Origin of the sequence: Pseudomonas sp. B2M1-30, assembly GCF_025447575.1 — a bacterium.
Lineage (GTDB): Bacteria > Pseudomonadota > Gammaproteobacteria > Pseudomonadales > Pseudomonadaceae > Aquipseudomonas > Aquipseudomonas botevensis.
Map to the genome: position 1 here is coordinate 49,853 of NZ_JAOEJT010000013.1, position 22,228 is coordinate 72,080.

Annotated in this window: 24 protein-coding genes and 1 pseudogene; 12 read left to right on the top strand and 13 right to left on the bottom strand. The window is 61.1% G+C overall.

What is annotated here, in order from left to right; all coding sequences use genetic code 11:
• Positions 1-2 precede the first annotated feature (2 nt).
• The 3 genes from N8H74_RS22625 to ggt all read right to left on the bottom strand — a co-directional run bounded on the left by N8H74_RS22625 (position 3) and on the right by ggt (position 3,461).
• Positions 3-1,022 carry a lysozyme inhibitor LprI family protein gene (locus N8H74_RS22625; protein WP_262150446.1) on the bottom strand — a complete coding sequence of 340 codons (1,020 nt, stop codon included), beginning with the start codon at positions 1,020-1,022 and terminating at the stop codon, positions 3-5.
• 111 nt (positions 1,023-1,133) lie between these two features.
• A complete protein-coding gene (locus N8H74_RS22630; RefSeq protein ID WP_217830425.1) occupies positions 1,134-1,667 on the bottom strand; it encodes a cysteine hydrolase family protein in 534 nt (177 codons plus the stop codon).
• Between the two features lie 66 nt (positions 1,668-1,733).
• Positions 1,734-3,461 (bottom strand): gamma-glutamyltransferase, encoded by a 1,728-nt coding sequence (gene ggt / locus N8H74_RS22635; RefSeq protein WP_262150448.1) that lies wholly within the window; start codon positions 3,459-3,461, stop codon positions 1,734-1,736.
• Between the two features lie 149 nt (positions 3,462-3,610).
• On the opposite strand from ggt, the gene N8H74_RS22640 reads away from it, so the two are divergent.
• A complete protein-coding gene (locus N8H74_RS22640; protein ID WP_262150450.1) occupies positions 3,611-4,120 on the top strand; it encodes a methylated-DNA--[protein]-cysteine S-methyltransferase in 510 nt (169 codons plus the stop codon).
• An 80-nt stretch (positions 4,121-4,200) separates the two neighbouring features.
• Here the strand turns inward: N8H74_RS22640 and N8H74_RS22645 are convergent, their stop codons facing one another.
• The 3 genes and pseudogenes from N8H74_RS22645 to N8H74_RS22655 all read right to left on the bottom strand — a co-directional run bounded on the left by N8H74_RS22645 (position 4,201) and on the right by N8H74_RS22655 (position 6,638).
• Positions 4,201-4,791 (bottom strand): NUDIX domain-containing protein, encoded by a 591-nt coding sequence (locus tag N8H74_RS22645; RefSeq protein ID WP_217830428.1) that lies wholly within the window; start codon positions 4,789-4,791, stop codon positions 4,201-4,203.
• A gap of 166 nt (positions 4,792-4,957) precedes the next feature.
• Positions 4,958-5,962, bottom strand: a pseudogene (locus tag N8H74_RS22650) (chitinase); the annotation flags it as partial.
• Between the two features lie 40 nt (positions 5,963-6,002).
• The gene (locus N8H74_RS22655) at positions 6,003-6,638 is read right to left on the bottom strand and encodes a lytic polysaccharide monooxygenase auxiliary activity family 9 protein (protein WP_217830430.1); all 636 of its coding nucleotides are present in this window, start codon (positions 6,636-6,638) and stop codon (positions 6,003-6,005) included.
• Between the two features lie 305 nt (positions 6,639-6,943).
• On the opposite strand from N8H74_RS22655, the gene N8H74_RS22660 reads away from it, so the two are divergent.
• Positions 6,944-7,369, top strand: coding sequence for a GNAT family N-acetyltransferase (locus N8H74_RS22660; protein ID WP_262150453.1), 426 nt, complete (start codon positions 6,944-6,946; stop codon positions 7,367-7,369).
• Positions 7,370-7,441: 72 nt separating this feature from the next.
• Here the strand turns inward: N8H74_RS22660 and N8H74_RS22665 are convergent, their stop codons facing one another.
• Entirely contained in the window at positions 7,442-7,792 is a 351-nt protein-coding gene (locus tag N8H74_RS22665) for a hypothetical protein (protein WP_217830432.1), read from the bottom strand.
• Positions 7,793-7,927: 135 nt separating this feature from the next.
• Between N8H74_RS22665 and N8H74_RS22670 the strand changes: the two genes are divergently transcribed.
• From N8H74_RS22670 to N8H74_RS22705, 8 genes are all read left to right on the top strand, one after another.
• On the top strand, positions 7,928-8,257 hold the full coding sequence (locus N8H74_RS22670) for a DUF6388 family protein (protein WP_217830433.1): 330 nt from the start codon (positions 7,928-7,930) through the stop codon (positions 8,255-8,257).
• A 25-nt stretch (positions 8,258-8,282) separates the two neighbouring features.
• Positions 8,283-8,987 carry a YoaK family protein gene (locus N8H74_RS22675; protein WP_262150454.1) on the top strand — a complete coding sequence of 235 codons (705 nt, stop codon included), beginning with the start codon at positions 8,283-8,285 and terminating at the stop codon, positions 8,985-8,987.
• A 120-nt stretch (positions 8,988-9,107) separates the two neighbouring features.
• Positions 9,108-9,500, top strand: coding sequence for a sulfurtransferase complex subunit TusD (gene tusD / locus N8H74_RS22680; RefSeq protein ID WP_217830436.1), 393 nt, complete (start codon positions 9,108-9,110; stop codon positions 9,498-9,500).
• Between the two features lies 1 nt (position 9,501).
• Positions 9,502-9,858: a sulfurtransferase complex subunit TusC gene (tusC, locus tag N8H74_RS22685; RefSeq protein ID WP_262150455.1), complete on the top strand. Its 357-nt coding sequence runs from the start codon at positions 9,502-9,504 to the stop codon at positions 9,856-9,858.
• The gene (gene tusB, locus N8H74_RS22690; RefSeq protein ID WP_262150457.1) at positions 9,858-10,151 is read left to right on the top strand and encodes a sulfurtransferase complex subunit TusB; all 294 of its coding nucleotides are present in this window, start codon (positions 9,858-9,860) and stop codon (positions 10,149-10,151) included. The genes tusC and tusB overlap by 1 nt, the downstream gene beginning before the upstream one ends.
• Positions 10,148-10,483, top strand: a complete 336-nt coding sequence (locus N8H74_RS22695; protein WP_262150459.1) for a TusE/DsrC/DsvC family sulfur relay protein — start codon at positions 10,148-10,150, stop codon at positions 10,481-10,483. Before tusB ends, N8H74_RS22695 begins: the two co-directional genes overlap by 4 nt.
• Positions 10,480-11,481 (top strand): glycosyl transferase family protein, encoded by a 1,002-nt coding sequence (locus N8H74_RS22700; protein ID WP_262150461.1) that lies wholly within the window; start codon positions 10,480-10,482, stop codon positions 11,479-11,481. The genes N8H74_RS22695 and N8H74_RS22700 overlap by 4 nt, the downstream gene beginning before the upstream one ends.
• Before the next feature lie 92 nt (positions 11,482-11,573).
• Complete coding sequence (locus N8H74_RS22705) at positions 11,574-12,575, top strand: glutathione S-transferase family protein (protein ID WP_262150463.1); 1,002 nt, start codon at positions 11,574-11,576, stop codon at positions 12,573-12,575.
• Between the two features lie 114 nt (positions 12,576-12,689).
• On the opposite strand, the gene cysG is transcribed toward N8H74_RS22705, so the two are convergent.
• The 6 genes from cysG to N8H74_RS22735 form a co-directional block, all read right to left on the bottom strand.
• Positions 12,690-14,084: a siroheme synthase CysG gene (cysG, locus tag N8H74_RS22710; RefSeq protein ID WP_262150465.1), complete on the bottom strand. Its 1,395-nt coding sequence runs from the start codon at positions 14,082-14,084 to the stop codon at positions 12,690-12,692.
• Positions 14,085-15,365 (bottom strand): serine--tRNA ligase, encoded by a 1,281-nt coding sequence (gene serS / locus N8H74_RS22715; RefSeq protein WP_262150467.1) that lies wholly within the window; start codon positions 15,363-15,365, stop codon positions 14,085-14,087.
• 15 nt (positions 15,366-15,380) lie between these two features.
• Positions 15,381-15,755, bottom strand: coding sequence for a fluoride efflux transporter CrcB (crcB, locus tag N8H74_RS22720; RefSeq protein WP_217830445.1), 375 nt, complete (start codon positions 15,753-15,755; stop codon positions 15,381-15,383).
• The gene (locus N8H74_RS22725) at positions 15,752-17,077 is read right to left on the bottom strand and encodes a replication-associated recombination protein A (RefSeq protein WP_262150469.1); all 1,326 of its coding nucleotides are present in this window, start codon (positions 17,075-17,077) and stop codon (positions 15,752-15,754) included. The genes crcB and N8H74_RS22725 overlap by 4 nt, the downstream gene beginning before the upstream one ends.
• 36 nt (positions 17,078-17,113) lie before the next feature.
• On the bottom strand, positions 17,114-17,734 hold the full coding sequence (gene lolA / locus N8H74_RS22730; RefSeq protein WP_217830447.1) for an outer membrane lipoprotein chaperone LolA: 621 nt from the start codon (positions 17,732-17,734) through the stop codon (positions 17,114-17,116).
• Between the two features lie 81 nt (positions 17,735-17,815).
• Entirely contained in the window at positions 17,816-20,224 is a 2,409-nt protein-coding gene (locus N8H74_RS22735) for a DNA translocase FtsK (protein WP_262150471.1), read from the bottom strand.
• Between the two features lie 522 nt (positions 20,225-20,746).
• On the opposite strand from N8H74_RS22735, the gene aat reads away from it, so the two are divergent.
• The gene (gene aat / locus N8H74_RS22740; RefSeq protein WP_262150472.1) at positions 20,747-21,427 is read left to right on the top strand and encodes a leucyl/phenylalanyl-tRNA--protein transferase; all 681 of its coding nucleotides are present in this window, start codon (positions 20,747-20,749) and stop codon (positions 21,425-21,427) included.
• Between the two features lie 57 nt (positions 21,428-21,484).
• Complete coding sequence (locus tag N8H74_RS22745; protein ID WP_217830451.1) at positions 21,485-22,192, top strand: arginyltransferase; 708 nt, start codon at positions 21,485-21,487, stop codon at positions 22,190-22,192.
• Positions 22,193-22,228 lie beyond the last annotated feature (36 nt).

The window sequence follows — 22,228 nt, forward strand, 5'->3', positions numbered from 1 at the left end:
GATTACGGCATCAGATCCAGCGGCAGAGCTTCGTCGTGCGTCATTCGTACGTGCCAGGCCTGCAGCACATCGGGCACCTGTTTTTTCCATTTCGCCACGTTGGTGTAGTAGCGCGCCCTGACTTTGCGCTGCTCGTCAAAAACCAACAGCACCAGCCACAACCGGTTGCCCGGCGCACGCATCAGAATCGCCGCATTGCTGGAAGCCAGGCCTCGTACCCAGAACTCATCGACCGCGCCATCCGGCACATCGGCCGATGCCTCGCCCGTCACCATCGAACCACTGTTATTGAGCAGGGTTTGATAGTCGTCCTTGAGCAGAACACGCAACGCTTGATCTTCCTGCGGCGTGCGCAGCACGCCCAGACTGAGCAAATCGTAGTCGATCGATATGGGTTGCTCTGACGCGACATAACGTCCGGCGTAATAGACGCCCACCCCGCCGCCGCACGCCCCTTCACCCCCCTCCTGCTCAACGTCCAGCAGACCGTTGGATGCGCTGAACTTCAACGTGCAATTCCCGCCTTCGTAATGAGCGGCAGCACCGGCAATCGTGGCGACGCCATCCATGTCTCCAGAGTTGCCGCCGTTTGCCGCCGAGATATCAAAAGCGATGTGCGTAGCGTCCTGACGTGATGTGGTCACTTGCGCCGCCGTGGAGGTGCCCCACGGAATCATTTGCCAGGTCGCATTCCAGGTGAAGGGCCTGGCCGCGTATTCAAGTGCTTTCATACGCATCAGATACTGGCGGCGCAAACAGGAAATATCCTCTGCGCATCGATTGCGCTGCTTGAGCCACTCGCGCTGATCGGCCTTGAGGGCCTTGGAGTCGGACACTGTGGGGAGCGTTGTCTGCCAGAGTGCACCAAGCTTTTCATCAAGGCTTGAGGTGTAGGGATCTGCGCAGATCGCCTTCTCGGCGGGATTGCCGGCACTGGTGCAATCGAAACTGCTGGCATGGACCACCGGGGTGAGCGAGAGGTACGCCAGTACGACGGCGTACCGGCACTTGAAAGCGGGCATTGCTGGATTCCATTCTTCAAACGATGTCGCAGTGACACAGAAATTCTGGGGGAGCGACGATTCGACTTCGCGAGCAAGCCTGCTCCCCCGGACAGCGGGGTGTGGTGTGCTTCAGAAAAGGATGTCGGCAGCCGGTTTGACATCGATCCGCGCCACCGAACCGGTCAGGTGCGCCAGGTCCTTGTTGTGTTCGGCGATGATGTCTTCGGCGCTCATGTTGCCGTTGTCGACCGTGGTGTGAGCGTCGGCTGCAAGCTCCACGTCGTAACCCAGTTGATGGGCCTGGCGCACGGTGGCGTTGACGCAGTAGTCGGTTTGCATGCCGCAGATCACCAGGCGGTCGAAGTCTTCCAGCGGCACCAGTTTTTGCAGGTTGGTCTGGTAGAACGAATCCCGGGTAGTTTTGCCGACACGCAAGTCGCTGGATGCCGTGACCAGGCCTTCGGCCAGTTGCCAGCCCTCGGCGCCGTGGGCCAGCGGACTGTCCTTCTCTTCGTGCTGGATCAGCACAACCGGAACCCCGGCCTTGCGTGCGCGTGTACTGAGAGCGTTGATGGTGTCGATCACGCGAGTGACGTCGTAGCACTCGTATTCGCCCGCGCACAGGGCGCGCTGGACGTCGATGATCAGCAATGCGGTGGTCATGATGTGCCTTCCTTGATCGAACTTTGAGACAGGGGCGGACGCGTGTCCGCCCCCTTTTTACGCCTCTCAGTAACCCAATGACAACCCGGTGTTGCGACGCGGATCATTGGCACCGTAGAAACGGTTCTTGCCGACCGGTTTGCCACCCAGGGACGGTGCGCCAACCAGGATCGCAGCGATGTGGTTGGGGTCCTGAGGACCGGCAAACTTGTGCCCCCAGCTCTCGAGGATTTTCTTCGTGTCCGGGCTGGCCGCGAAATCTTCGAGATTGGTTTGCTCCGGCATCCATTGCTGGTGGAAACGTGGCGCGTCGACCGCTTCCTGCAGGCCCATGCCGTAGTCGATAACGTTGAGCATGGTCAGCAAAGTCGCGGTGATGATCCGACTGCCGCCCGGTGTGCCCACCACCATCACCACCTTGCCGTCCTTGGTGACGATGGTCGGGCTCATCGACGACAGCGGCGCCTTGCCCGGAGCAATGGCATTGGCCTCGCCCTGCACCAGACCGTACATGTTCGGCACGCCGACCTTCGAGGTGAAATCGTCCATCTCGTCGTTGAGGATCACCCCGGTCTTGCTGGCCATCACGCCCGCACCGAACCAGTCGTTGAGGGTGTAGGTCACCGACACCGCGTTGCCCCACTTGTCGACGATCGAATAGTGGGTGGTGTTGCTGCCTTCATGGGGCGCGACCCCGGGTTTGAGTTCAGCGGACACACCGGCCTTCTGCGGCGCGATGGCGTCGCGCAGCTTGGTCGCGTAGTTCTTGTCCAGCAGGTGCTCGATCGGGTTCTTGACGAAATCCGGGTCGCCCAGATAGCTGTTGCGATCCACATAAGCGTGACGCATGGCCTCGATCTGATAGTGCATGCCCTGGGCCGAATGGAAGCCCAGATCCTTCATCGGATAGCCCTCAAGGATGTTCATGATCTGGCAGATCACCACGCCACCAGAGCTCGGTGGCGGCGCCGATACGACGTGGTAACCGCGATAGTCGCACTCCACCGGGGCCAGTTCGCGGGTCTTGTATTTGTCGAGGTCGGCCTGGGTGATGATGCCCTTGTTGGCCTGGCTCGAAGTGACGATGGCGTCGGCCACCCAACCTTTGTAGAAGCCGTCGGCGCCCTTCTCGGAAATGGTCCGCAGGGTCTTCGCCAGATCTTTCTGCACCAGTTTCTGCCCGACCTGCATCGGTTCGCCGTTGCTCAGGAAGATCGAGCCGGAGTCCTTCATGTCCTTCTTGAACACGTCGGTGGCGTAGTCCAGCAGATCGACATCTCCCTGCTCCAGTGCAAAGCCGTCTTCAGCCAGTTTGATCGCCGGGGCAATCATGTCCTTGCGCGGCTTGGTGCCGTACTTGGTCAGCGCCAGTTCCATGCCGGACACGGTGCCCGGCACGCCCACCGCGAGATGGCCACGGGTACTCAGATCGGGAATGACGTTGCCCTGTTTGTCGAGGTACATGTCGGCGGTCGCCGCCAGCGGGGCTTTTTCGCGGAAGTCGAGGAAGGTCTTGCGCCCGTCCGCCAGTTGAATGGTCATGAAACCGCCACCACCGAGGTTACCGGCGGCGGGATAGACCACCGCCAGCGCATACCCCACTGCAACCGCTGCATCGACGGCGTTGCCGCCGCTTTTCAATACATCGACGCCAACGTGGGTGGCCAGGTGCTGGGCGGTGACCACCATGCCGTTTTCCGCCGCGACCGGCGCGACAGAAGCGGCGTGGGCCATGAGGCAACTGAGTATCAGGGAAGTCGCTATCAGCGACTTGGCAAAAGGTTCGTACTTCATGAGTCGATCTCTTTTTTGTTTTGGATTGATGCAACACACAGGGGGAACACTTGAGAGCAACAAGCAGTATGGTCGGGATTGCGGTTTGCGCCTCCCCGATCCGGCAGTATGCTGGCGGCTGTTTTCGTACCGATCCGGAGTCTGTCGCCATGGCCTACACGTTCATCACCCTGCCCTCGCCGGTCGGCGAGCTGAAGCTGGTCGCGAACGGTTCACGACTGGCGGCCATCCTCTGGGAAAACGACAAACCGAACCGGGTACGCCTGGGGCCGATGAGCGAGGCGCCGGACAATCCGGTGCTGCTGAAAACCGCCCGGCAACTGACAGAATATTTTGCCGGCACGCGCAACGGCTTCGAGCTGGACCTGGACTTTGTCGGCACCGACTTTCAGAAAAAGGTCTGGGCGGCGTTGCTGACCATTCCCTTCGGTGAAACCCGGACCTACAGCGAAATCGCCCGCCAGATCGGTCATCCCACGGCAGTACGTGCGGTGGGCGCAGCGAACGGGCGCAATCCGATTTCGATCGTTGCACCCTGTCATCGGGTGATTGGGGCGTCAGGAAAACTGACCGGGTTTGCGGGTGGGCTTGAGGCCAAGGAGCGATTGTTGACGCTCGAAGGTTTTCGCGAAACAGGTCGTACGGGCGACCTGTTCTGATCTCGTTCTGGATGCAGGCCGCCCTCGTGGGCAGGCCTACTCCCACAAAGGCAACACATGCCAATGCGGGAGCATGACAATCAGTTGTTAAAGAGCTTGTTCATCGCCGCGTACTGCAACAGCATGATGGTCTTGGCATCGCAGATCTCGCCACGCGCGAACGCCGCCAGTGCCTCGTCGAAATGCCACTCCAGCACTTCCAGTTCTTCGGTCTCTTCCTCCAGACCGCCGCCGTCGCCGACCTTCGACGCCGAATCGTATTCAGCAATGAAAAAGTGCAGCTTTTCGGTCACGGAGCCAGGGCTCATGTAAGACTCGAACACCTTCTTCACATCATGGACGCGGTAGCCGGTTTCTTCCTCGGCCTCGGCACGAATCCGCTGCTCCGGCGCCGCCCCCTCCAGCAACCCGGCTGCCACTTCGATCAGCAACCCGTCATGACCGTTGACGAACACCGGCAAGCGGAACTGGCGGGTCAGCACCACGGTCCGTTTCTCACGGTTGAACAGCAGAATCGCTGCGCCGTTGCCCCGGTCGTAGACCTCACGGGTCTGACGCTGCCAGTCACCGTTGTTGCGCTGGTAATCGAAGGTGATTTTCTTCAGCAGATACCAGTCGTGGGACAACACCTGGGTTTCAACAATGTTGACCCGCTCGGCTGTGGTGGACATGACGCCTGATCCTTTTTTGTCATCGAAAGGCGTCCATCGTAGGCGAAAAACCACCCGCCAAGAACGAAAAAAAGCCCGGCAGCGCTACCGGGCTTTCATTCATTTACTGCTGACGGGCGACGCCTGGTGCGACGGCATCAGACTCTGGCGAAGACAGCCGCGCCCCATGGATCAGCGGCCCATAGCGCCGACTGAATTCCCAGTTGTAGGGCACGCGATCCTTGCTGGTGCCGTTATCCCAGTTCACCGACCAGGTCATCAGGCCCTTGATCGGATGCCCTTTGATCGCCAGGCGTTTCATCGCGTTGCCGACGGCGGTGTCGTCGATCACATAACCGGTGGCAGCCGCATCGACGTTGGCCGGCAGGCCGATGACGAACTTGTCCGCCGGAATACGGGTAAAGCCGCGAGTACCGGTCACCAGGCTTTCTGTCAGGTAATAGAGGAAATCCTCTTTCAGCGCATCGTTGTTCTGGGCGATCCACGCCCCGTTGCCGTTGTTGGCTTCCGGCACCCAGACGCCATCACCGCCCTGGTTGTAGAACTGTGGAGCGATGAAGTCGTAGTAGCCTTCCAGCGCTTGCAGGTAGCCGACGTATTTGCCGGTGCTGGTCAGGTACGGGAACTCCGGCGCCATGCTGATGATGAAATGCTTGCCCTGTCCGGCGTAGTGATCCTTGACCAGTTTCAGCGCGGCCGGCAGCACGGTCTTGTTGGCGGCGAAATCAATCGCGCTCTGTTCAAGATCGATGTCCAGACCGTCGAAACCATAGGTTTCCACCAGCCGAATGATTTCGTTGGCCAGAGGACGCTCCTGGCCGCTGCGCAGTTCGATGTGGGCATCGGCACCGCCGAGGGAAATCAGCACCGCCCGCCCCTGGCTGTTGAGCACGCCGACCTGGCGGCGAAACTCGGCATCGGAAACGTTGAACGGCTTGAACGTCGGAATCCCGCTGCCCTTCATGAAGGCCACCGCGACGACGTTGTACTCCTTGGGTACGTCTTCGAGCGCAATGCTGGCGAAACGGCCTTGGCGGTAACCGTCGCTGGGGCCTGCCGGCCAGTTGTGCCAGAAGCCCATGAGGATCTTCTTGCCAGTGAGGCTCGGCATCAGCGACGCCGCGTCGCTCGCCTGGTTTTGCACAAGGGTGAAGTCAATGTTCGATGACATGTTCTAATCCTTCAGAACGTGTGAGTGGGGTGTCGCGTGGTTATTTGAAGTCCACATCGAAGGCCTGATAGAAAGCGTTGCCGGTGTTGGCGACGATCCACATCAGCACGATGACGTGATGGCCTGTCTTGTTGGCCGGCAGTTTCACCGCATGATTGATCTTGGCCTTCAGTTCGGCCGAATGGCTGTAGTAAGGCACCTGAGGGTAAAAATCCTCGAAGAATGGCTGCGCTTCGAGCTGCGCACGGCTGATGCGCTGCTGCGGGTCCCAGCCATCCTTGGTGATCAGCCAGCGGTAGCCGCGGGTGGTGTGTGGCGCGGTGTATTCCCATTTGACCTCGAGGGTCTGACCGGGGGCGACATTGAGCAGCGGCCAAGAGAACGGACGACCGAGCTTCTTGCTCATTTCCGCGGCGGTGAAGTTCACGCAGTCGCGGGCATCGGTCTTGCCGCCGCTGAGGATGTAGCCGTCAGCGGGTGGTACGTCGCTTGGGTTATCTGTCTCGAACGGCGCCGGGAACGGACCGGCCACCAGCGCCGGGAAGTTCTTGCCACCCTCCATTTCGTTGACCTGCCACGCACCAAGCAATCCTTGCTCGATGGCCACCGCGCCGCGGCTGGCAGGAGAGATGACGCGACCGTGTCGCAGTTGGGTTTGAGCTTGTGGTTGATTCATGTTTTTCACTCCGTTGATTTAAGAACTCTCCTTTCCGAGGAGAGACCTTCAAGCTAGCGGAGCTGGTTATTTTGTCCATTGGCGGGTTTATCGCAGCTAACAAGGTCCGGTGCAGCAAAACGCCGACAACACTGGATATAAACACAGTACGCTGCGCCAACGCCTACCCTACGTATGGCAAAAAGAGTACATGGCAACGTTGAGAAAACCTGCATTCACCACTCGCTGCGCCCCCTCGAAAGAGGATTGGAATGATCGTCTGAAGCGCGCTAGGCTGCGTGCTCATTGCTATCAAGGAAGCGCAGATGAACTTGCGGATCGAGCTGTCGCAAAACTCCACGGAAGAAGAACGCCAGGCCATCCTGGCACCGCTCCATGCCTATAACGTCGCCCAGGCCGGGATTGCGGTTTCGGAACCGCTCACGCTGCTGGTGCGCGACGAGCACGACGAGATTCTCGGCGGGCTGTATGGCCGGCTGGTCTGCAACTGGCTGTTCGTCGATTTGCTGTCGGTGCCGGAACAGGGCCGGGGCCAGGGTGTTGGCTCGAAACTGATGCGCATGGCCGAGGAGCTGGCGCGAGAGAAAGGTTGCATCGGCGCGTGGCTCGATACCTTCGATTTCCAGGCGCCGGAGTTCTACAAGAAGTTGGGGTACAGCCAGTTTGGCGAGTTGCAGGATTATCCGCCGGGGCATAAGCGGATGTTTTTCCAGAAAAGGCTGGACGATTGAGTTGACTGAACCTTTTCGCGAGCAGGCCGGCGCCCATGACTTCAGCGTGGGAGCCGGCACGTTCTGCAGTGCTTAGAGACAGGTCGCCAGCGCCGCCATCCGGCGCTTGGCGACGAAGTCGTCTTTCTGCGCGTAATAGCTCAATGTCGTACCCGACGCATCGCTGGTCAGATCGACAAACGACTCCGCCGAACGCGTGTAGACCGTCGAGCCACCCTTCTTGCCCGGTTGCAGATAGGCGGCGGCATCGACCCCGAACACCGCTTCGTCCTGCCAGGCGAACTGTACACACTGGGCCACGTCTTTCTCCGGCTTTTCCGAAGTCAGGGTCTTGTAAGGGGCCTTGGTGCGGGCATCGTCCATCACCGAACCCGCGCAACCGGCCAGCACGGTGGCCGCCAGCGCTACCATCAGAATTCGCATTGCATTCGCTCATTCGGAAAAAAGCGGACTGTATCATCGCAGCGCAGGAAATCGTTCTGCTTTACTGCATTTATGACGCGACACGCTACGCCGACTCCTGCACCCTATGGTCAACCAGCCCAACAAGGAATCCCCATGGCGGCCACCGACCAGCGACACGAACAGGCCCTGAAACTGTTTCTCGATGCACGCCCGGAACTGCGCGAAACCCTCGATCACCTCAACCCGCTGCTGGCCCAGGCCAAGGGCGAGACTCAGGCGCAATACCGCGAAGAACGCCTGCACGAAGCCTTCGAAGCCGAGGCCGAAAGCCTTGGTCTGTTCGCCTGGGAACTCACTTTGCAATTGACCAGCGCCACGCCCGAGGACTATCAGGCACAACGCCTTGAAGTGCATCGCGAAGTCGCGGAAATGGCCGGCATGAGCTGGCTGGAATACTGCGATCTGTATGGCATAGAACCGTAATTGCCGCTCAAGGACCTCCTTATCAATGCTGCCGTCAGCCTCGACTCACCGCGCCAGTCCCGGTCATCTGCACACACAAAAGTGGCGCGGGCGTGTGGGCCTGGCGCTGGTTGCCGCGCTCTCGGTGCTGGCCGGGATGACCGATGCCATCGGTTTCATGGCCAGCGGCGATTTCGTGTCGTTCATGAGCGGCAACACCACGCGACTGGCGGTGGCGATCAGCGTTGGCGATATGAGTCTGACGTTGCGACTGGTCATCCTTGTCGTCACATTCATTGTTGGTAACGCCCTGGGCGTAGTGGTCGGGCGCCTGGGTGGGCGACGGGCGCTGCCGCTGCTGCTGTGTATCGCCACGCTGCTCTGCGCGGCGGCGGTCTGGCCGTTCGAGGCGCAACTGCCGGCACTGCTGGCGGCGATCATTGCCATGGGCATGCTCAATGCCGCCGTGGAAGAAGTGAACGGCCTGGCCGTCGGGCTGACGTATGTCACCGGCGCGTTGTCCCGGTTCGGGCGCGGGCTCGGGCGCTGGATGCTCGGCGAACGACGCAATGGCTGGCGGGTGCAACTGGTGCCGTGGAGCGGGATGTTCATCGGCGCGATTTTAGGGGCAGTGCTGGAACATCACCTGGGGCTGAAGGCGTTGTTCGTCAGCGGTTTGCTGGCAGGACTGCTCGGGGTGGTGTCGCTGGCGATTCCCCGGCGCTGGCAGTTGGGGTACATGCCGCGCTGAGGTTTGCAGATGCGGCATCGTTATCGCCTGAGCGGGCGCTTTCGCGGGCAAGCAACATCGACTTAGCCGCCCCGCCGATAAAGCTTTATCATGGCCGCAGTTTTGCTGATCGAGTCCGTCATGAAGTTCGCCATCGCGCTGTTTTCCGCCGCTCATGCGCCCTCCTCGCGCCGCGCCCTGCTGTTCGCTCAGGCCGCGTTGGCCGGCGGGCATGAAATCGTCCGGCTGTTTTTCTATCAGGACGGCGTCTACAACGCGTCCGACGCGGTGGTCACCCCGCAGGACGAACGGGATCTGCCCAAGCAATGGCGCGCGTTCATCACCGAGCAACAACTGGACGGCGTGGTGTGCATCGCCGCCGCCCTGCGTCGCGGTGTTCTGAATGATGAAGAAGCCAAGCGTTATCAGCGTGAAGCGGTGGCAGTCAGCGCGCCGTGGGAGTTATCCGGGCTCGGGCAGTTGCACGATGCGGTACAGGACGCCGACCGTCTGATCTGTTTCGGAGGCGCATGAAATGGCCAAATCCCTGTTGATTATCAGCCGCCAGTCGCCGTGGTCAGGCCCGGGCGCCCGCGAGGCGCTGGACATCGTGCTGGCCGGTGGCGCGTTCGATCTGCCGATCGGCCTGCTGTTTCTCGACGACGGTGTGTTGCAACTGGCCGCCGGGCAAAACGCCAAGTCCCTGCAGCAGAAAGACCTGAGCGCCAACCTGCAAGCGCTGCCGATGTTCGGCGTCGAAGAGTTGTTCTACTGCGCCGACAGTGCCAGCCAGCGTGGTCTGGCGAATCTGTCGCTGGACGAGGCACAACCGCTCGCCGCCGAACACATCACCGCCCTTATTGACCGTTACGACCAGGTGATCACCCTCTGATGTCGACTTTGCATGTGTTGTCTCACTCGCCGTTCGGTGACGAACGCCTGACCAGTTGCCTGCGCCTGCTTGGCACGGCCGATGCGTTGCTGTTGTGTGGCGACGCCACCTACGCCTTGCAAGCAGGCACCGCGCCGTTCGAAGCGCTGAATGCACGCCGGGTGAAGTTGTTCGTACTCACCGAAGATGCCGAGGCGCGTGCCGTTCACGTGCCGGACTGGGCCGAAGCCGTGGACTACCCGGCCTTCGTCGAACTGTCGATCCATCACGACAAGGTCAACACCTGGCTATGAATGCGCTGACCGTCGGCGCCCGCGCCATCGAACTGGACAAGGACGGCTTTCTGGTCGACCTCGATGACTGGTCGGCAGAGGTCGCCAGCGCCCTCGCCGCTGTCGAGGACATCGAACTGACCCCCGAGCACTGGGAAGTCCTCGAACTGCTGCGCAGCTTCTATACAGAGTTTCAGCTGTCTCCGGCGACCCGGCCGCTGATCAAGTACACCGCACTGAAGCTCGGCCCGGACAAAGGCAACAGCCTGCACCTGAACCGATTGTTCAAAGGCACCCCTGCCAAACTCGCCGCGAAACTGGCGGGCCTGCCCAAACCGACGAATTGCTTATGACCGACTCTCCAGCCCTGACCCTCGAAACACCCGCCGAACATCCCTTCGCCCAGTTCGTGCGGATCCTCGGCAAGGGCAAGCGCGGCGCCCGCGACCTGACCCGTGAAGAAGCCCGGCAAGCCATGGGCATGGTGCTGGACGACGCGGTCGAGGACACCCAGCTCGGCGCCTTTCTGATGCTGCTGCGGCACAAGGAAGAAAGCGCCGAGGAAATGGCCGGTTTTACCGAAGCCCTGCGCGAGCGTTTGCAGGCGCCAGCGTTGAAGGTCGATCTGGACTGGCCGACCTACGCCGGCAAAAAACGCCATCTGCCGTGGTATCTGCTGGCTGCCAAGTGCCTGGCGCAGAACGGCGTGCGCATCTTCATGCACGGCGGCGGCGCCCACACCGCCGGACGTCTGTACTCCGAACAACTGCTCACGGACTTGAACATCCCGCTGTGCCGCGACTGGCAACAGGTCGGCAGCGCGCTGGACAACGGTGGACTGGCGTTCATGCCACTAGTGGACTGGGCACCGCAACTGCAAAAGATGATCGACCTGCGCAACACCCTCGGTTTGCGTTCGCCGATCCACTCCCTGGCACGGATTCTCAACCCACTCGGCGCACGCTGCGGCCTGCAAAGCATTTTCCACCCTGGCTATCAGGCGGTGCATCGCGAAGCCAGCGGCTTGCTCGGCGACACGGCGATTGTGGTCAAGGGCGACGGCGGCGAAATCGAGATCAACCCGGACGCCGACAGCCACCTGTACGGCACCACGGGCGGCGTGAGCTGGGACGAGGAATGGCCACAGTTATCCGCCCAGCGCCACGTCAAACCGGCCTCGCTGGACGTCGAGCATTTGAAAGCGGTGTGGCGGGGTGAGGTGGTCGACAGCTATCCGCAAATGGCACTGATTTCGACCATGGCCCTGGCGCTGCGCGGTTTGGGACAACCCCGTGAACAGGCCTTCGAAACCGCCGAAAAATACTGGGCTGCACGGAACACATCGATCTAGTCGATCATTTGCGCCCGATCTTTGCGCTTTTTGTTCGAACTCATCGGAATAGACTCCACTCCAACGGATTATTGGTTTCTGGAGTCTTGATCATGGGTTTACTCGTCGATGGCCACTGGCAGGACAAGTGGTACGAAAGCAGCAAGGACGGCGCCTTCCAGCGCGAACAGGCGCAGCGGCGCAACTGGGTCACCGTTGACGGCCAACCCGGCCCGAGCGGGGACGGCGGATTTACCGCCGAGGCCGGGCGCTATCACCTCTATGTGTCATTGGCCTGTCCGTGGGCGCATCGCACGCTGATCCTGCGCAAACTCAAGGGCCTGGAAGGGCTGATCGATGTCTCGGTGGTCAGTTGGCTGATGCTGGAAAACGGCTGGACGTTCGACAAGACGCTCGGTTCCACTGGCGACAAACTCGACGATTTCGAATTCATGCACCAGCGCTACACCGCCGACACCGCCGATTACACCGGGCGCGTGACCGTGCCGGTGCTGTGGGACAAGCAGCTCAAGCGCATCGTCAGCAATGAATCGGCGGAAATCATCCGCATGTTCAACAGCGCCTTCAACGACCTGACCGGTAACGACCTGGACTTCTACCCGGCCCCCCTGCGCAGCGAGATCGATGCGCTGAACGAGCGGATCTACCCGGCGGTCAACAACGGCGTTTATCGCGCCGGGTTCGCCACCTCACAGAATGCCTATGAAGCGGCGTTCGATGATGTGTTCGCCGAACTGGATCACCTCGAACAGCTTCTGGGTGCCAATCGTTACCTGACCGGCGAGTACCTGACCGAGGCGGACGTTCGCCTGTTCACCACCCTGATTCGCTTCGACGCGGTGTATCACGGGCACTTCAAGTGCAACCTGCGACGGATTGCCGATTATCCGAACCTGTCGAACTGGCTGCGTGAGATGTATCAGGTGCCGGGCGTCGCGCAGACCGTGGACTTCACCCACATCAAGCACCACTACTACGCCAGCCACAGGACCATCAACCCGACGGGCGTGGTGCCGAAGGGGCCGGAGCAGGACTTCAGTGTGGCCCATGACCGGGCGCGCTTGAGCGGAAAAGGGGTCTGGAAGCGGGGTTGAATATTGCGTTGAATTGAACGCCCTTTCGCGAGCAAGCCCGCTCCCACATGTGATCTGAGTTCGACTCGATCTGATGTGGGAGCGGGCTTGCTCGCGAAGGGACAACGCGATCTGTCAGACCTGGCCCTGAGCCCCTTCGAACCACGCCAGTTTCTCGCGCAGTTGCACCACTTCGCCAACGATCACCAGGGTCGGCGCATGCACTTCATGCTCCGCCACCAGTTTCGGCAAATCGGCCAAAGTGCCGGTGAATACCCGCTGATTGACCGTGGTGCCCTGCTGGATCAGTGCCGCCGGGGTATCCGCCCCGCGACCGTGCCTGATCAACTGCTCGCAGATGACCGGCAGGCCCACCAGGCCCATGTAGAACACCAGAGTCTGCGCGGGCGCGACGAGGTCGGCCCAAGGCAGATCGGTGGAGCCGTCCTTCAGATGCCCGGTGACGAAGCGCACCGACTGCGCGTAATCACGGTGGGTCAGCGGAATCCCGGCATAAGCCGCACATCCGCTGGCCGCCGTGATGCCCGGCACGACCTGGAACGGGATGCCATGGGCCGCCAGTTCTTCGATCTCCTCGCCGCCACGGCCGAAGATGAACGGATCGCCACCCTTCAACCGCACCACGCGCTTGCCGGCTTTCGCCAACTCCACCAGTTGCTGGTTGATCTGATCCTGCGGCACCGCATGATCGGCGCGGCGCTTGCCGACGTAAACGCGCTCGGCATCACGCCGGCACAGTTCAAGAATCGCCGGCGCCACCAGACGGTCGTACAGCACCACATCGGCTTGCTGCATCAGACGCAGCGCGCGGAAGGTCAGCAGGTCCGGATCACCCGGCCCGGCACCCACCAGATACACCTCACCGGTCGTGATAGCGGCATCGCCGTCGATTTTCGCCTGTAACAGACGCTCGGCCTCGGCGCCCTGCCCGGCCAGTTGCCGGTCGGCAATCGGGCCTTGAAACACGTCTTCCCAGAAACCACGACGCTGATTCACATCCGGAAACAGGTTTTTCACCTGATGACGGAAGCGCGCGGCGAGGCCGGCCAGATGGCCGTAGGTCGAAGGAATCCAGGTTTCGATCTTGGCGCGGATCAGCCGCGCCAGCACCGGCGCATCGCCGCCACTGGACACGGCGATAATCAGCGGCGACCGATCAACAATGGCCGGAAAGATCACGCTGCACAGCGCAGGCGCATCCACCACGTTGACCGGCACGCCACGCCGATGGGCATCGGCGGACACTTGGGCATTGAGTGTTTCATCGTCGGTGGCGGCGATGATCAGCCCGCAACCGTCCAGATCCGTTTCGAGGTAACCGCGCAGCAGGCATTCGCCCTTGCTGGCAGCGACCAGCTCGCGCAGTTGCGTTTCGATTTCAGGTGCGACCACCCGCAGCAGCGCACCGGCGTCGGCCAGCAGGCGGGATTTGCGCAAGGCAATTTCCCCCCCACCGACGACCAACACACGACTGCCGCGCAGGTTGTGAAACAGCGGCAGATATTTCATTTAGCCGATGACCTCGAGGCCACCCATGTACGGCTTGAGGACTTCCGGTACGCGGATCGAACCGTCGGCCTGCTGGCAGTTTTCCAGCACCGCCACCAGGGTACGACCGACGGCCAGGCCGGAGCCGTTCAAGGTATGGACCAATTCAGGCTTGCCGGTTTCCGGGTTGCGGAACCGCGCCTGCATGCGGCGGGCCTGGAAGTCGCCGCAGTTGGAGCACGAGGAGATTTCGCGGTATTTGTCCTGGCTCGGAATCCACACTTCCAGGTCGTAGGTCTTGACCGCGCTGAAGCCCATGTCGCCGGTGCACAGCGCCAGGGTGCGGTATGGCAGCTCCAGCAGTTGCAGGACTTTTTCGGCGTTGGCGGTCAGGCTTTCCAGCGCGTCCATCGATTTCGACGGCTCGACGATCTGCACCATCTCGACCTTGTCGAACTGGTGCTGGCGGATCATGCCGCGCGTGTCACGACCCGACGCACCGGCTTCGCTGCGGAAGCACGGCGTGTGAGCGACAAACTTGATCGGCAGCAATTTCGCATCGACGATTTCACCGGCCACAATGTTGGTCAGCGACACTTCGGCGGTCGGAATCAGGTACAGATCGGCTTCGCCTTCGCGAGCGATCTTGAACAAGTCCTCTTCGAATTTCGGCAGTTGACCGGTGCCTTGCAGGGCCGGCGCCTGAACCAGATAAGGCGTGTAAGTCTCTTCGTAGCCGTGCTCGGTGACGTGCAGGTTGATCATGAACTGCGCCAGGGCGCGGTGCAGGCGGGCAATCGGGCCGCGCAGCAGAGCGAAACGTGCGCCGGACAGCTTGGCGGCGGTTTCGAAGTCGAGCCAGCCGAACTTCTCGCCCAGGGCGACGTGATCCTGAACCGGGAAGTCGAACGCGGTCGGCGTGCCCCAGCGGCGGACTTCGACGTTGCCGTCTTCGTCGGCACCGACCGGCACCGATTCGTGCGGCAGGTTCGGGATGCCCAGAACGATGGCGTCCAGTTCGGTCTGGATCGCATCCAGCTCGACCTTGCCTGCGCTCAACTCGCCCGCCATGCGCTCGACGTCGGCCATCAGCGGCGCGATGTCTTCGCCGCGCTGTTTGGCCTGACCGATGGATTTGGAACGCGCGTTACGCTCAGCCTGCAATGCTTCGGTGCGGGTCTGGACGGTCTTGCGCTGTTCTTCCAGCGCTTCGATGCGCGCGACATCCAGGGCAAAGCCACGGGAAGCCAGGCGATCCGCTACGTCCTGAAGGTTGCTACGTAACAGTTTGGAATCGAGCATGTCGGTTTCTCGTTATCAAAGTTTGGTCAGGGACAGGCCGGCCCAAGTGGCGAGCAGCCCGCCGAATACGCTGATGGCCGCATAGCCCAGGGCCAGCGGCACTTGCCCGCTTTCCAGCAAGCGCACCGTATCCAGTGAAAAGGATGAAAAAGTCGTCAGCCCCCCGAGGAAGCCGACCATCAACCCGGCGCGCACCTCGATCGGCACCTCCGGGCGTATCAAAAACAGACCGTACAACACACCGATCAGCAGACAGCCCACGATATTAACGGCGAGCGTCGCGGTATAGAAGTGCCGTGGCCAATTGGCGTTGACCCAATTGCCGGTGGCGAAGCGCAACAAGGTGCCGGCAATGCCGCCGACCGAGACGGCAACAATCAATGGAATCACGATTTTCTCCGCTGCCGGGGGCTTAGACGGTCAAGTTGGGCGAGGTGGTTGAGCTTCTCGCCGATCTTCAACTCCAGGCCACGGGGCACCGGTTGGTAGAACGGAATCGGATCGAGTTCTTCCGGGAAATAGTCTTCGCCGGCGGCATAGGCGTCCGGCTCATCGTGGGCGTAACGGTATTCGTCGCCGTAACCCAGCTGCTTCATCAGCTTGGTCGGGGCGTTGCGCAGGTGCAGCGGCACTTCCAGCGAGCCGTATTCGGCGGCGGCACGCAGTGCGGTCTTGAAGCCCATGTAAACCGCGTTGCTTTTCGGCGCGCAGGCCAGATAGGTGATGGCCTGCGCCACCGCCAGTTCGCCTTCGGGACTGCCGAGACGCTCCTGCACTTCCCACGCCGCCAGGCACAGGCTCAGGGCACGGGGGTCGGCGTTGCCGATGTCTTCGCTGGCCATGCGCACCACACGCCGGGCCAGGTACAGCGGATCGCAGCCGCCGTCGATCATCCGCGCGAACCAGTACAGCGCGCCATCGGGATTGGAGCCGCGCACCGATTTGTGCAGCGCGGAAATCTGGTCGTAGAAGGCTTCGCCACCCTTGTCGAAACGTCGGCGGGTGTCGCCGAGCAGACTTTGCAGCAGCTCGGTGCCCATCTCGCTGTTGTCTTCGGCCAGGTCCGAAGCGTTCTCCAGCAGATTGAGCAGGCGTCGGCCATCACCGTCGGCGGCCGACAGCAGCATCTGGAACCCTTCATCGCTGAGGGTCAGATTGCGTTTGCCCAGGCCTCGCTCTTCGGTCAGCGCGCGATGCACCAGTTTGCGCAACGCTGTTTCGTCCAGACTCTTGAGCACGTAGACCCGCGCCCGCGACAACAGCGCGTTATTCAATTCGAACGAAGGGTTTTCGGTGGTGGCGCCGATGAAAATCAGCGTGCCGTCCTCGACGTACGGCAGGAAGGCATCCTGTTGGGACTTGTTGAAGCGATGCACTTCATCGACGAACAGGATCGTGCGTTTGCCGTACTGGCCGGCCTGCTGCTTGGCGATTTCCACCGCCTGACGGATTTCCTTCACCCCGGCGAGTACAGCCGAGACCGTTTCGAAGTGCGCGTCCGAGACTTCCGCCAGCAGCCGCGCCAGCGTGGTTTTACCCACGCCCGGCGGCCCCCAGAAGATCATCGAATGCAGGGCACCCTGCTCCAGCGCCTCACGCAAAGGCTTGCCGCGAGCGAGCACGTGTTCCTGACCGACGTACTCATCCAGGTTGGTCGCGCGCAAACGGGCGGCCAGGGGCTGGGCAATCGGCGCACTGCGAAACAGATCCATCACGTACCGTTGAAACCTCTGCTTGACCCTGTGGGGTTATTCCTGGATGACGTCGGCACCCTTGGGGATGTCGAACTTGAACTTCGAGGCCGGCACCGCTTCGTTGGCCTTCACCCCGGTGAACAGGATGTTGGTGCGCTGGCCGACGCTGTCGATCAGTTGCATGTCATTGACCAGACCGTTGCGGAACGACAGGCGCAGGCTGTCGAACAGGGTGTCCTTGGTTTTCGGCTTGAGGGTGAAGTCGATCACGCCGCCCGCCTCTTTCGCGGTGATGTCGAAGCTCTGGCTGATCTTCGACACATCGCCGGACAGCAACAGGGCCGGCGTCTGGGTCAGGCGCTCATCCAGCTTCTTGATGGTGGCCTGCTCGAGATCCGGGTCCCACAGAGTGACTTTCTTGCCATCGGACACCATGGTCTGCTCGGCGGGCGCATTGGTGTGCCAGTAGAACAGGCCCGGACGCTGCAGCGTCATCTCGCCGGACGTTTCCTGCAACTGGGTGCCGCTGCCGTCGAGGGTCAGCTGGGAAAAGTTCGCGGTCAGGGTCTTGGATGTTTCCAGCAATTGGGTCAGGCGTGCCACGTCCTTGTCATCGGCGTGGGCCGAGAGAGTGGTCAGAGCCAGTACCGGCAGCAGCATGCGGATAAGACGCATGGGAGTCCTCTTGAATACTCGTGGGAGAGCGGACGGCGCGTCATTGCGCCATCCCTTACTTGGTAAATCCGGGGTTTCGAATCAGTCGCGCATCGGGCCGGGGGCCAGGACTTCACGAGAACCGTTGGTGTTCATGGCCGTGACGACGCCAGCCATTTCCATGGCTTCGATCATGCGCGCGGCGCGGTTGTAGCCGATCTTCAGCTTGCGCTGCACGGCGGAAATCGACGCCCGGCGGCTTTCGAGAACGAACTGTACGGCTTCGTCGTACAGCGCGTCGGCTTCCGGATCATCGCCGTCACCACCGCCGCTGCTGCCCTCGAAACCACTACCCGCTTCTTCGACACCGTTGAGGATGTCGTCGTTGTACTCCGGCGCGCCCCGCAGTTTCCAGGCTTCGACCACGCGATGAACTTCATCGTCGGAAACGAAAGCGCCGTGAACCCGGATCGGCAGGCTGGTGCCCGGCGGCATGTAGAGCATGTCACCGTGGCCCAGCAGTTGTTCGGCACCGCCCTGGTCGATGATGGTCCGCGAGTCGATCTTGCTCGACACCTGGAACGCCATCCGCGTCGGGATGTTGGCCTTGATCAGACCGGTGATCACGTCCACCGACGGCCGCTGGGTCGCCAGGATCAGATGGATACCCGCCGCACGCGCCTTCTGCGCGATACGGGCGATCAGTTCTTCGACCTTCTTGCCGACGATCATCATCATGTCGGCGAATTCGTCGACCACCACCACGATGGTCGGCAGCTTCTGCAGCAACGGCGCTTCGTCGTGGATGCTTTCGCGCTTGTACAGCGGATCGCTCAACGGCTCGCCGGCTTCGATGGCTTCCTTGACCTTGGCATTGAAGCCGGACAGGTTGCGCACACCCATCTTCGCCATCAGCTTGTAGCGCCGCTCCATCTCGGCAACGCTCCAGCGCAGGGCGTTGGCCGCGTCCTTCATGTCGGTGACCACCGGGCACAGCAGGTGCGGGATGCCTTCGTAGATCGACAGTTCAAGCATTTTCGGGTCGATCATGATCAGCTTGGCGTCGTCCGGGCCGGACTTGAACAGGATCGACAGGATCATCGCGTTCACACCCACCGACTTACCGGAACCGGTCGTACCGGCCACCAGCAGGTGCGGCATCTTCGCCAGGTCGGTGATGACCGGTTTGCCACCGATATCGTGGCCCAGGGCCAGAGTGACCGGCGACTTGAAGTTGTCGTACTCGGGGGTCGACAGCACTTCGGAGAAACGCACGATCTGCCGGTCTTCGTTGGGAATCTCGATACCGACCGTGGTCTTGCCCGGAATCACTTCAACCACCCGCACACTGGTCACGGCCAGGGAACGCGCAAGGTCTTTTGCCAGGTTGGCGATACGGCTGACCTTCACCCCCGCGGCCGGCTGGATTTCGTAACGGGTAATGACGGGGCCGGGATGGATCGAATCCACCGCGACCTCGACGCCGAACTCCTTGAGCTTGATTTCCAGCAAGTGGCCGACCGCAGCCAGGGATTCCGGCGAGTAATTGAGTTGTTTCTTTTCCGCCGGGTCGAGAATGGAAATCGGCGGCAAGGTGCCTTCCACTGCACTGTCGACGAACAGCGGCACCTGCTTCTCTTTCTGCACGCGTTTGCTTGGCTCGGGGGCCTTGACCGGCGCTGGAGCGATGACCGGCGGCACCTGTTTCTCACGCTCGGACATGTGTTTGCTCAGGGCCTGCTCGCGCTCGATCAGGCGCTCCTTGACCTTGGCCTGCTCGCGCTTGTCGGTGACGGTCGGTGCGACGACGTCGTGTACACGGTCGTCGACTTCGCGCAATTGCGCGACCAGTTGCTTACGCTCGGTGCGTGCCGTCCACCAGCGATTGACCGCGCCCTGAAACAGTTCGAACAGATCGAGGGTGATCTTGCCGGTGACGTCCATCACCTTGAACCACGACAGGTCGGTAAACACCGTCAGGCCAAACAGGAACAGCGCAATGAACAGCAGCGTGCTGCCCTGGATGTTCAGGGCGTTGCGGGCCAGATCGCCGAGGCTTTCACCCAGCGCACCACCGGCGCCAGCCGGCAGACCGGTGGCAGCGTGGAAATGAATGTGCGCCAGAGCGGCACCGGACAGCACCAGAAACACCAGGCCGATCAGGCGCCAGGAGAACAGCCAGCCGCTCCACTGCCAGGGTTCGTGGCGCTGACGGAAGATCTGGTAAGCCTTGATCGCCAGCAGCAACGGGAAGATGTACGCGAAGTAACCCAGCACCATGAACAGGATGTCGGCGCTGTAGGAGCCGGCCGGGCCGCCGAAGTTCTGCACGTCGTCGATCTTGCTGTTGTGGCTCCAGCCCGGATCATCCTTGCCGTAAGTCAGCAACGCCATCATCAGGAACAGGCACAAGGCGCCGATGGCGATCAGTGCACCTTCCTTGAGTCGGTAGTGCAACTGCTGACGCCAGAGCGGAACGACTGTTTTTGGTGCTTCGGTGGATTTCTTCAAAACGCTTCTTTTCCTGCGCCAGCGGCGCGTCCATCTATTGAATGACGATAAAAACTGCCCAATCCAGGCAGGTAAAAAAGTTGACGGGCGCAACTGAGACTACTTTTAACACTGCGCCCCGGTTTTTATAAACCGGGCGCGCGGCGAATATTCTGTAACAGCCCGGCATTGTACGGGTTTGTACGTCCGATGCCATGCTTCAAACCCCATGTTCAAGCATAGTCGGCCCCGCGCGACGTGCGGCTCAATTTGAGCATGCATTGTCTTTTGTGACAAAGGCTTATGAGGTGTATTTGATGAACGTAGCGAAGCATTACCGAACCTGCCTCCCCGACGAGCACCGGATGCCTGTCAGGCCGGACGCAGACAGGTCGCAACGCTCGCTTACGACCGCATCCACGGCGCCAAGTTGCAACCTTGCCGATGCCGAGCAGGATCGACACGACATTCCTGTCATTTAACGGCACACTTCATGGCGGGCCGAGACGCCCACCGCCCTCCCCTTCTGCAAGCCCGGATGCCATGCTGACCTGGTTACAACGCAACACACTGAGTTTTCCGCCCCTGGAAAAGGCCATGCGCGACCCCAACGGGTTGTTGGCCGCCGGCGGTGATCTGTCTGCCGATCGTCTGATTCAGGCGTATCGCCATGGCTGCTTTCCGTGGTTTTCCGAAGGCCAGCCGATTCTCTGGTGGTCGCCGGACCCACGCACGGTCCTGTTTCCTGACGAGCTGCATGTGTCCCGCAGCCTGGGCAAACTGTTGCGCAAACAGCGCTATCAGGTGACCTTCGATCAGGATTTTCACGCGGTCATCCGCGCCTGCGCCGCGCCACGGGATTACGCCGACGGCACCTGGATCACTCAAGCCATGCAGGACGCCTACGTTGAACTGCACCGACGCGGCTTTGCCCATTCAGTGGAAGTCTGGGACCAGGGCGAACTGGTCGGCGGGCTGTACGGCCTGGCGATGGGCCAACTGTTTTTTGGCGAATCGATGTTCAGCCGCGCCGACAACGCCTCGAAATATGGCTTTGCGACCCTGGTACGGCATCTGAAAGAATCGGGTTTCGTGTTGATCGACTGTCAGATGCCGACCGACCATCTGCACAGTCTTGGTGCCCGAGCCATCTCCCGCCCCGCATTCGCTGACTACCTGGCCCGCCACCTGGATCAACCCAGTCGCGCCACCTGGGTTTGCTGAGCGACTTTGCCGCGCGTGGCTTACACTTAATTCACCAGCTTATCCCGAGGGTTGATCATGACCGAGTTGGCGCGTTTGAAGTTTTATGCCACTCAGCCTCACTCTTGCAGTTATCTGCCCGAGGAGCAGGCTACGACCCTGTTCCTCGATCCGAGCCAGCCCATGGATGTGCATGTCTACGCAGATCTGTCGGAAATGGGCTTTCGTCGCAGCGGCGATCACCTGTACCGCCCGCATTGCCAGAACTGCAATGCCTGCGTGCCTGCGCGCATCCCGGTGGCGCAGTTCAACCCCAACCGGCAGCAGAAGCGGATTTTCAAACGCAACGCCGATCTGCAGGTTCGCCCGGTCAAGCCAGGGTTCAGTGAAGAGTACTTCGACCTCTACCAGCGCTACATCGAGCAACGCCACGCCGACGGCGATATGTACCCGCCAAGCCGCGACCAATTCTCGACTTTTCTGGTAAGAGACCTGCCCTTCTCGCGTTTTTACGAGTTCCGGCTCGACGGACGGTTGGTGGCCGTAGCGGTGACCGACCTGCTGCCCAATGGCTTGTCGGCGGTCTACACCTTCTACGAACCGGACGAAGAACGCCGTAGCCTGGGGCGTTATGCGATCCTCTGGCAAATTGCCGAAGCCCAGCGTTTGGGGCTCGAAGCGGTCTACCTGGGTTACTGGATCAAGAACTGCAAAAAGATGAACTACAAGACCCAGTATCGCCCCATTGAACTACTGATTAATCAGCGCTGGGTCATCCTGAACTAAACGCAAGCCCTAAACCCCTTGGCGTAAACCCCATTT

Bases quoted from the DNA above. Each gene is read 5' to 3' on its own strand.
- tusB (WP_262150457.1), top strand. From the start codon at position 9,858: ATGTCGACTTTGCATGTGTTGTCTCACTCGCCGTTCGGTGACGAACGC.
- N8H74_RS22675 (WP_262150454.1), top strand. From the start codon at position 8,283: ATGCTGCCGTCAGCCTCGACTCACCGCGCCAGTCCCGGTCATCTGCAC.
- tusD (WP_217830436.1), top strand. From the start codon at position 9,108: ATGAAGTTCGCCATCGCGCTGTTTTCCGCCGCTCATGCGCCCTCCTCG.
- ggt (WP_262150448.1), bottom strand. From the start codon at position 3,461: ATGAAGTACGAACCTTTTGCCAAGTCGCTGATAGCGACTTCCCTGATA.
- aat (WP_262150472.1), top strand. From the start codon at position 20,747: ATGCTGACCTGGTTACAACGCAACACACTGAGTTTTCCGCCCCTGGAA.
- N8H74_RS22640 (WP_262150450.1), top strand. From the start codon at position 3,611: ATGGCCTACACGTTCATCACCCTGCCCTCGCCGGTCGGCGAGCTGAAG.
- lolA (WP_217830447.1), bottom strand. From the start codon at position 17,734: ATGCGTCTTATCCGCATGCTGCTGCCGGTACTGGCTCTGACCACTCTC.
- N8H74_RS22700 (WP_262150461.1), top strand. From the start codon at position 10,480: ATGACCGACTCTCCAGCCCTGACCCTCGAAACACCCGCCGAACATCCC.
- N8H74_RS22725 (WP_262150469.1), bottom strand. From the start codon at position 17,077: ATGGATCTGTTTCGCAGTGCGCCGATTGCCCAGCCCCTGGCCGCCCGT.
- N8H74_RS22625 (WP_262150446.1), bottom strand. From the start codon at position 1,022: ATGCCCGCTTTCAAGTGCCGGTACGCCGTCGTACTGGCGTACCTCTCG.
- serS (WP_262150467.1), bottom strand. From the start codon at position 15,365: ATGCTCGATTCCAAACTGTTACGTAGCAACCTTCAGGACGTAGCGGAT.
- N8H74_RS22705 (WP_262150463.1), top strand. From the start codon at position 11,574: ATGGGTTTACTCGTCGATGGCCACTGGCAGGACAAGTGGTACGAAAGC.
- N8H74_RS22655 (WP_217830430.1), bottom strand. From the start codon at position 6,638: ATGAATCAACCACAAGCTCAAACCCAACTGCGACACGGTCGCGTCATC.
- N8H74_RS22660 (WP_262150453.1), top strand. From the start codon at position 6,944: ATGAACTTGCGGATCGAGCTGTCGCAAAACTCCACGGAAGAAGAACGC.
- N8H74_RS22645 (WP_217830428.1), bottom strand. From the start codon at position 4,791: ATGTCCACCACAGCCGAGCGGGTCAACATTGTTGAAACCCAGGTGTTG.
- N8H74_RS22670 (WP_217830433.1), top strand. From the start codon at position 7,928: ATGGCGGCCACCGACCAGCGACACGAACAGGCCCTGAAACTGTTTCTC.
- N8H74_RS22745 (WP_217830451.1), top strand. From the start codon at position 21,485: ATGACCGAGTTGGCGCGTTTGAAGTTTTATGCCACTCAGCCTCACTCT.
- cysG (WP_262150465.1), bottom strand. From the start codon at position 14,084: ATGAAATATCTGCCGCTGTTTCACAACCTGCGCGGCAGTCGTGTGTTG.
- tusC (WP_262150455.1), top strand. From the start codon at position 9,502: ATGGCCAAATCCCTGTTGATTATCAGCCGCCAGTCGCCGTGGTCAGGC.
- N8H74_RS22665 (WP_217830432.1), bottom strand. From the start codon at position 7,792: ATGCGAATTCTGATGGTAGCGCTGGCGGCCACCGTGCTGGCCGGTTGC.
- N8H74_RS22695 (WP_262150459.1), top strand. From the start codon at position 10,148: ATGAATGCGCTGACCGTCGGCGCCCGCGCCATCGAACTGGACAAGGAC.
- N8H74_RS22630 (WP_217830425.1), bottom strand. From the start codon at position 1,667: ATGACCACCGCATTGCTGATCATCGACGTCCAGCGCGCCCTGTGCGCG.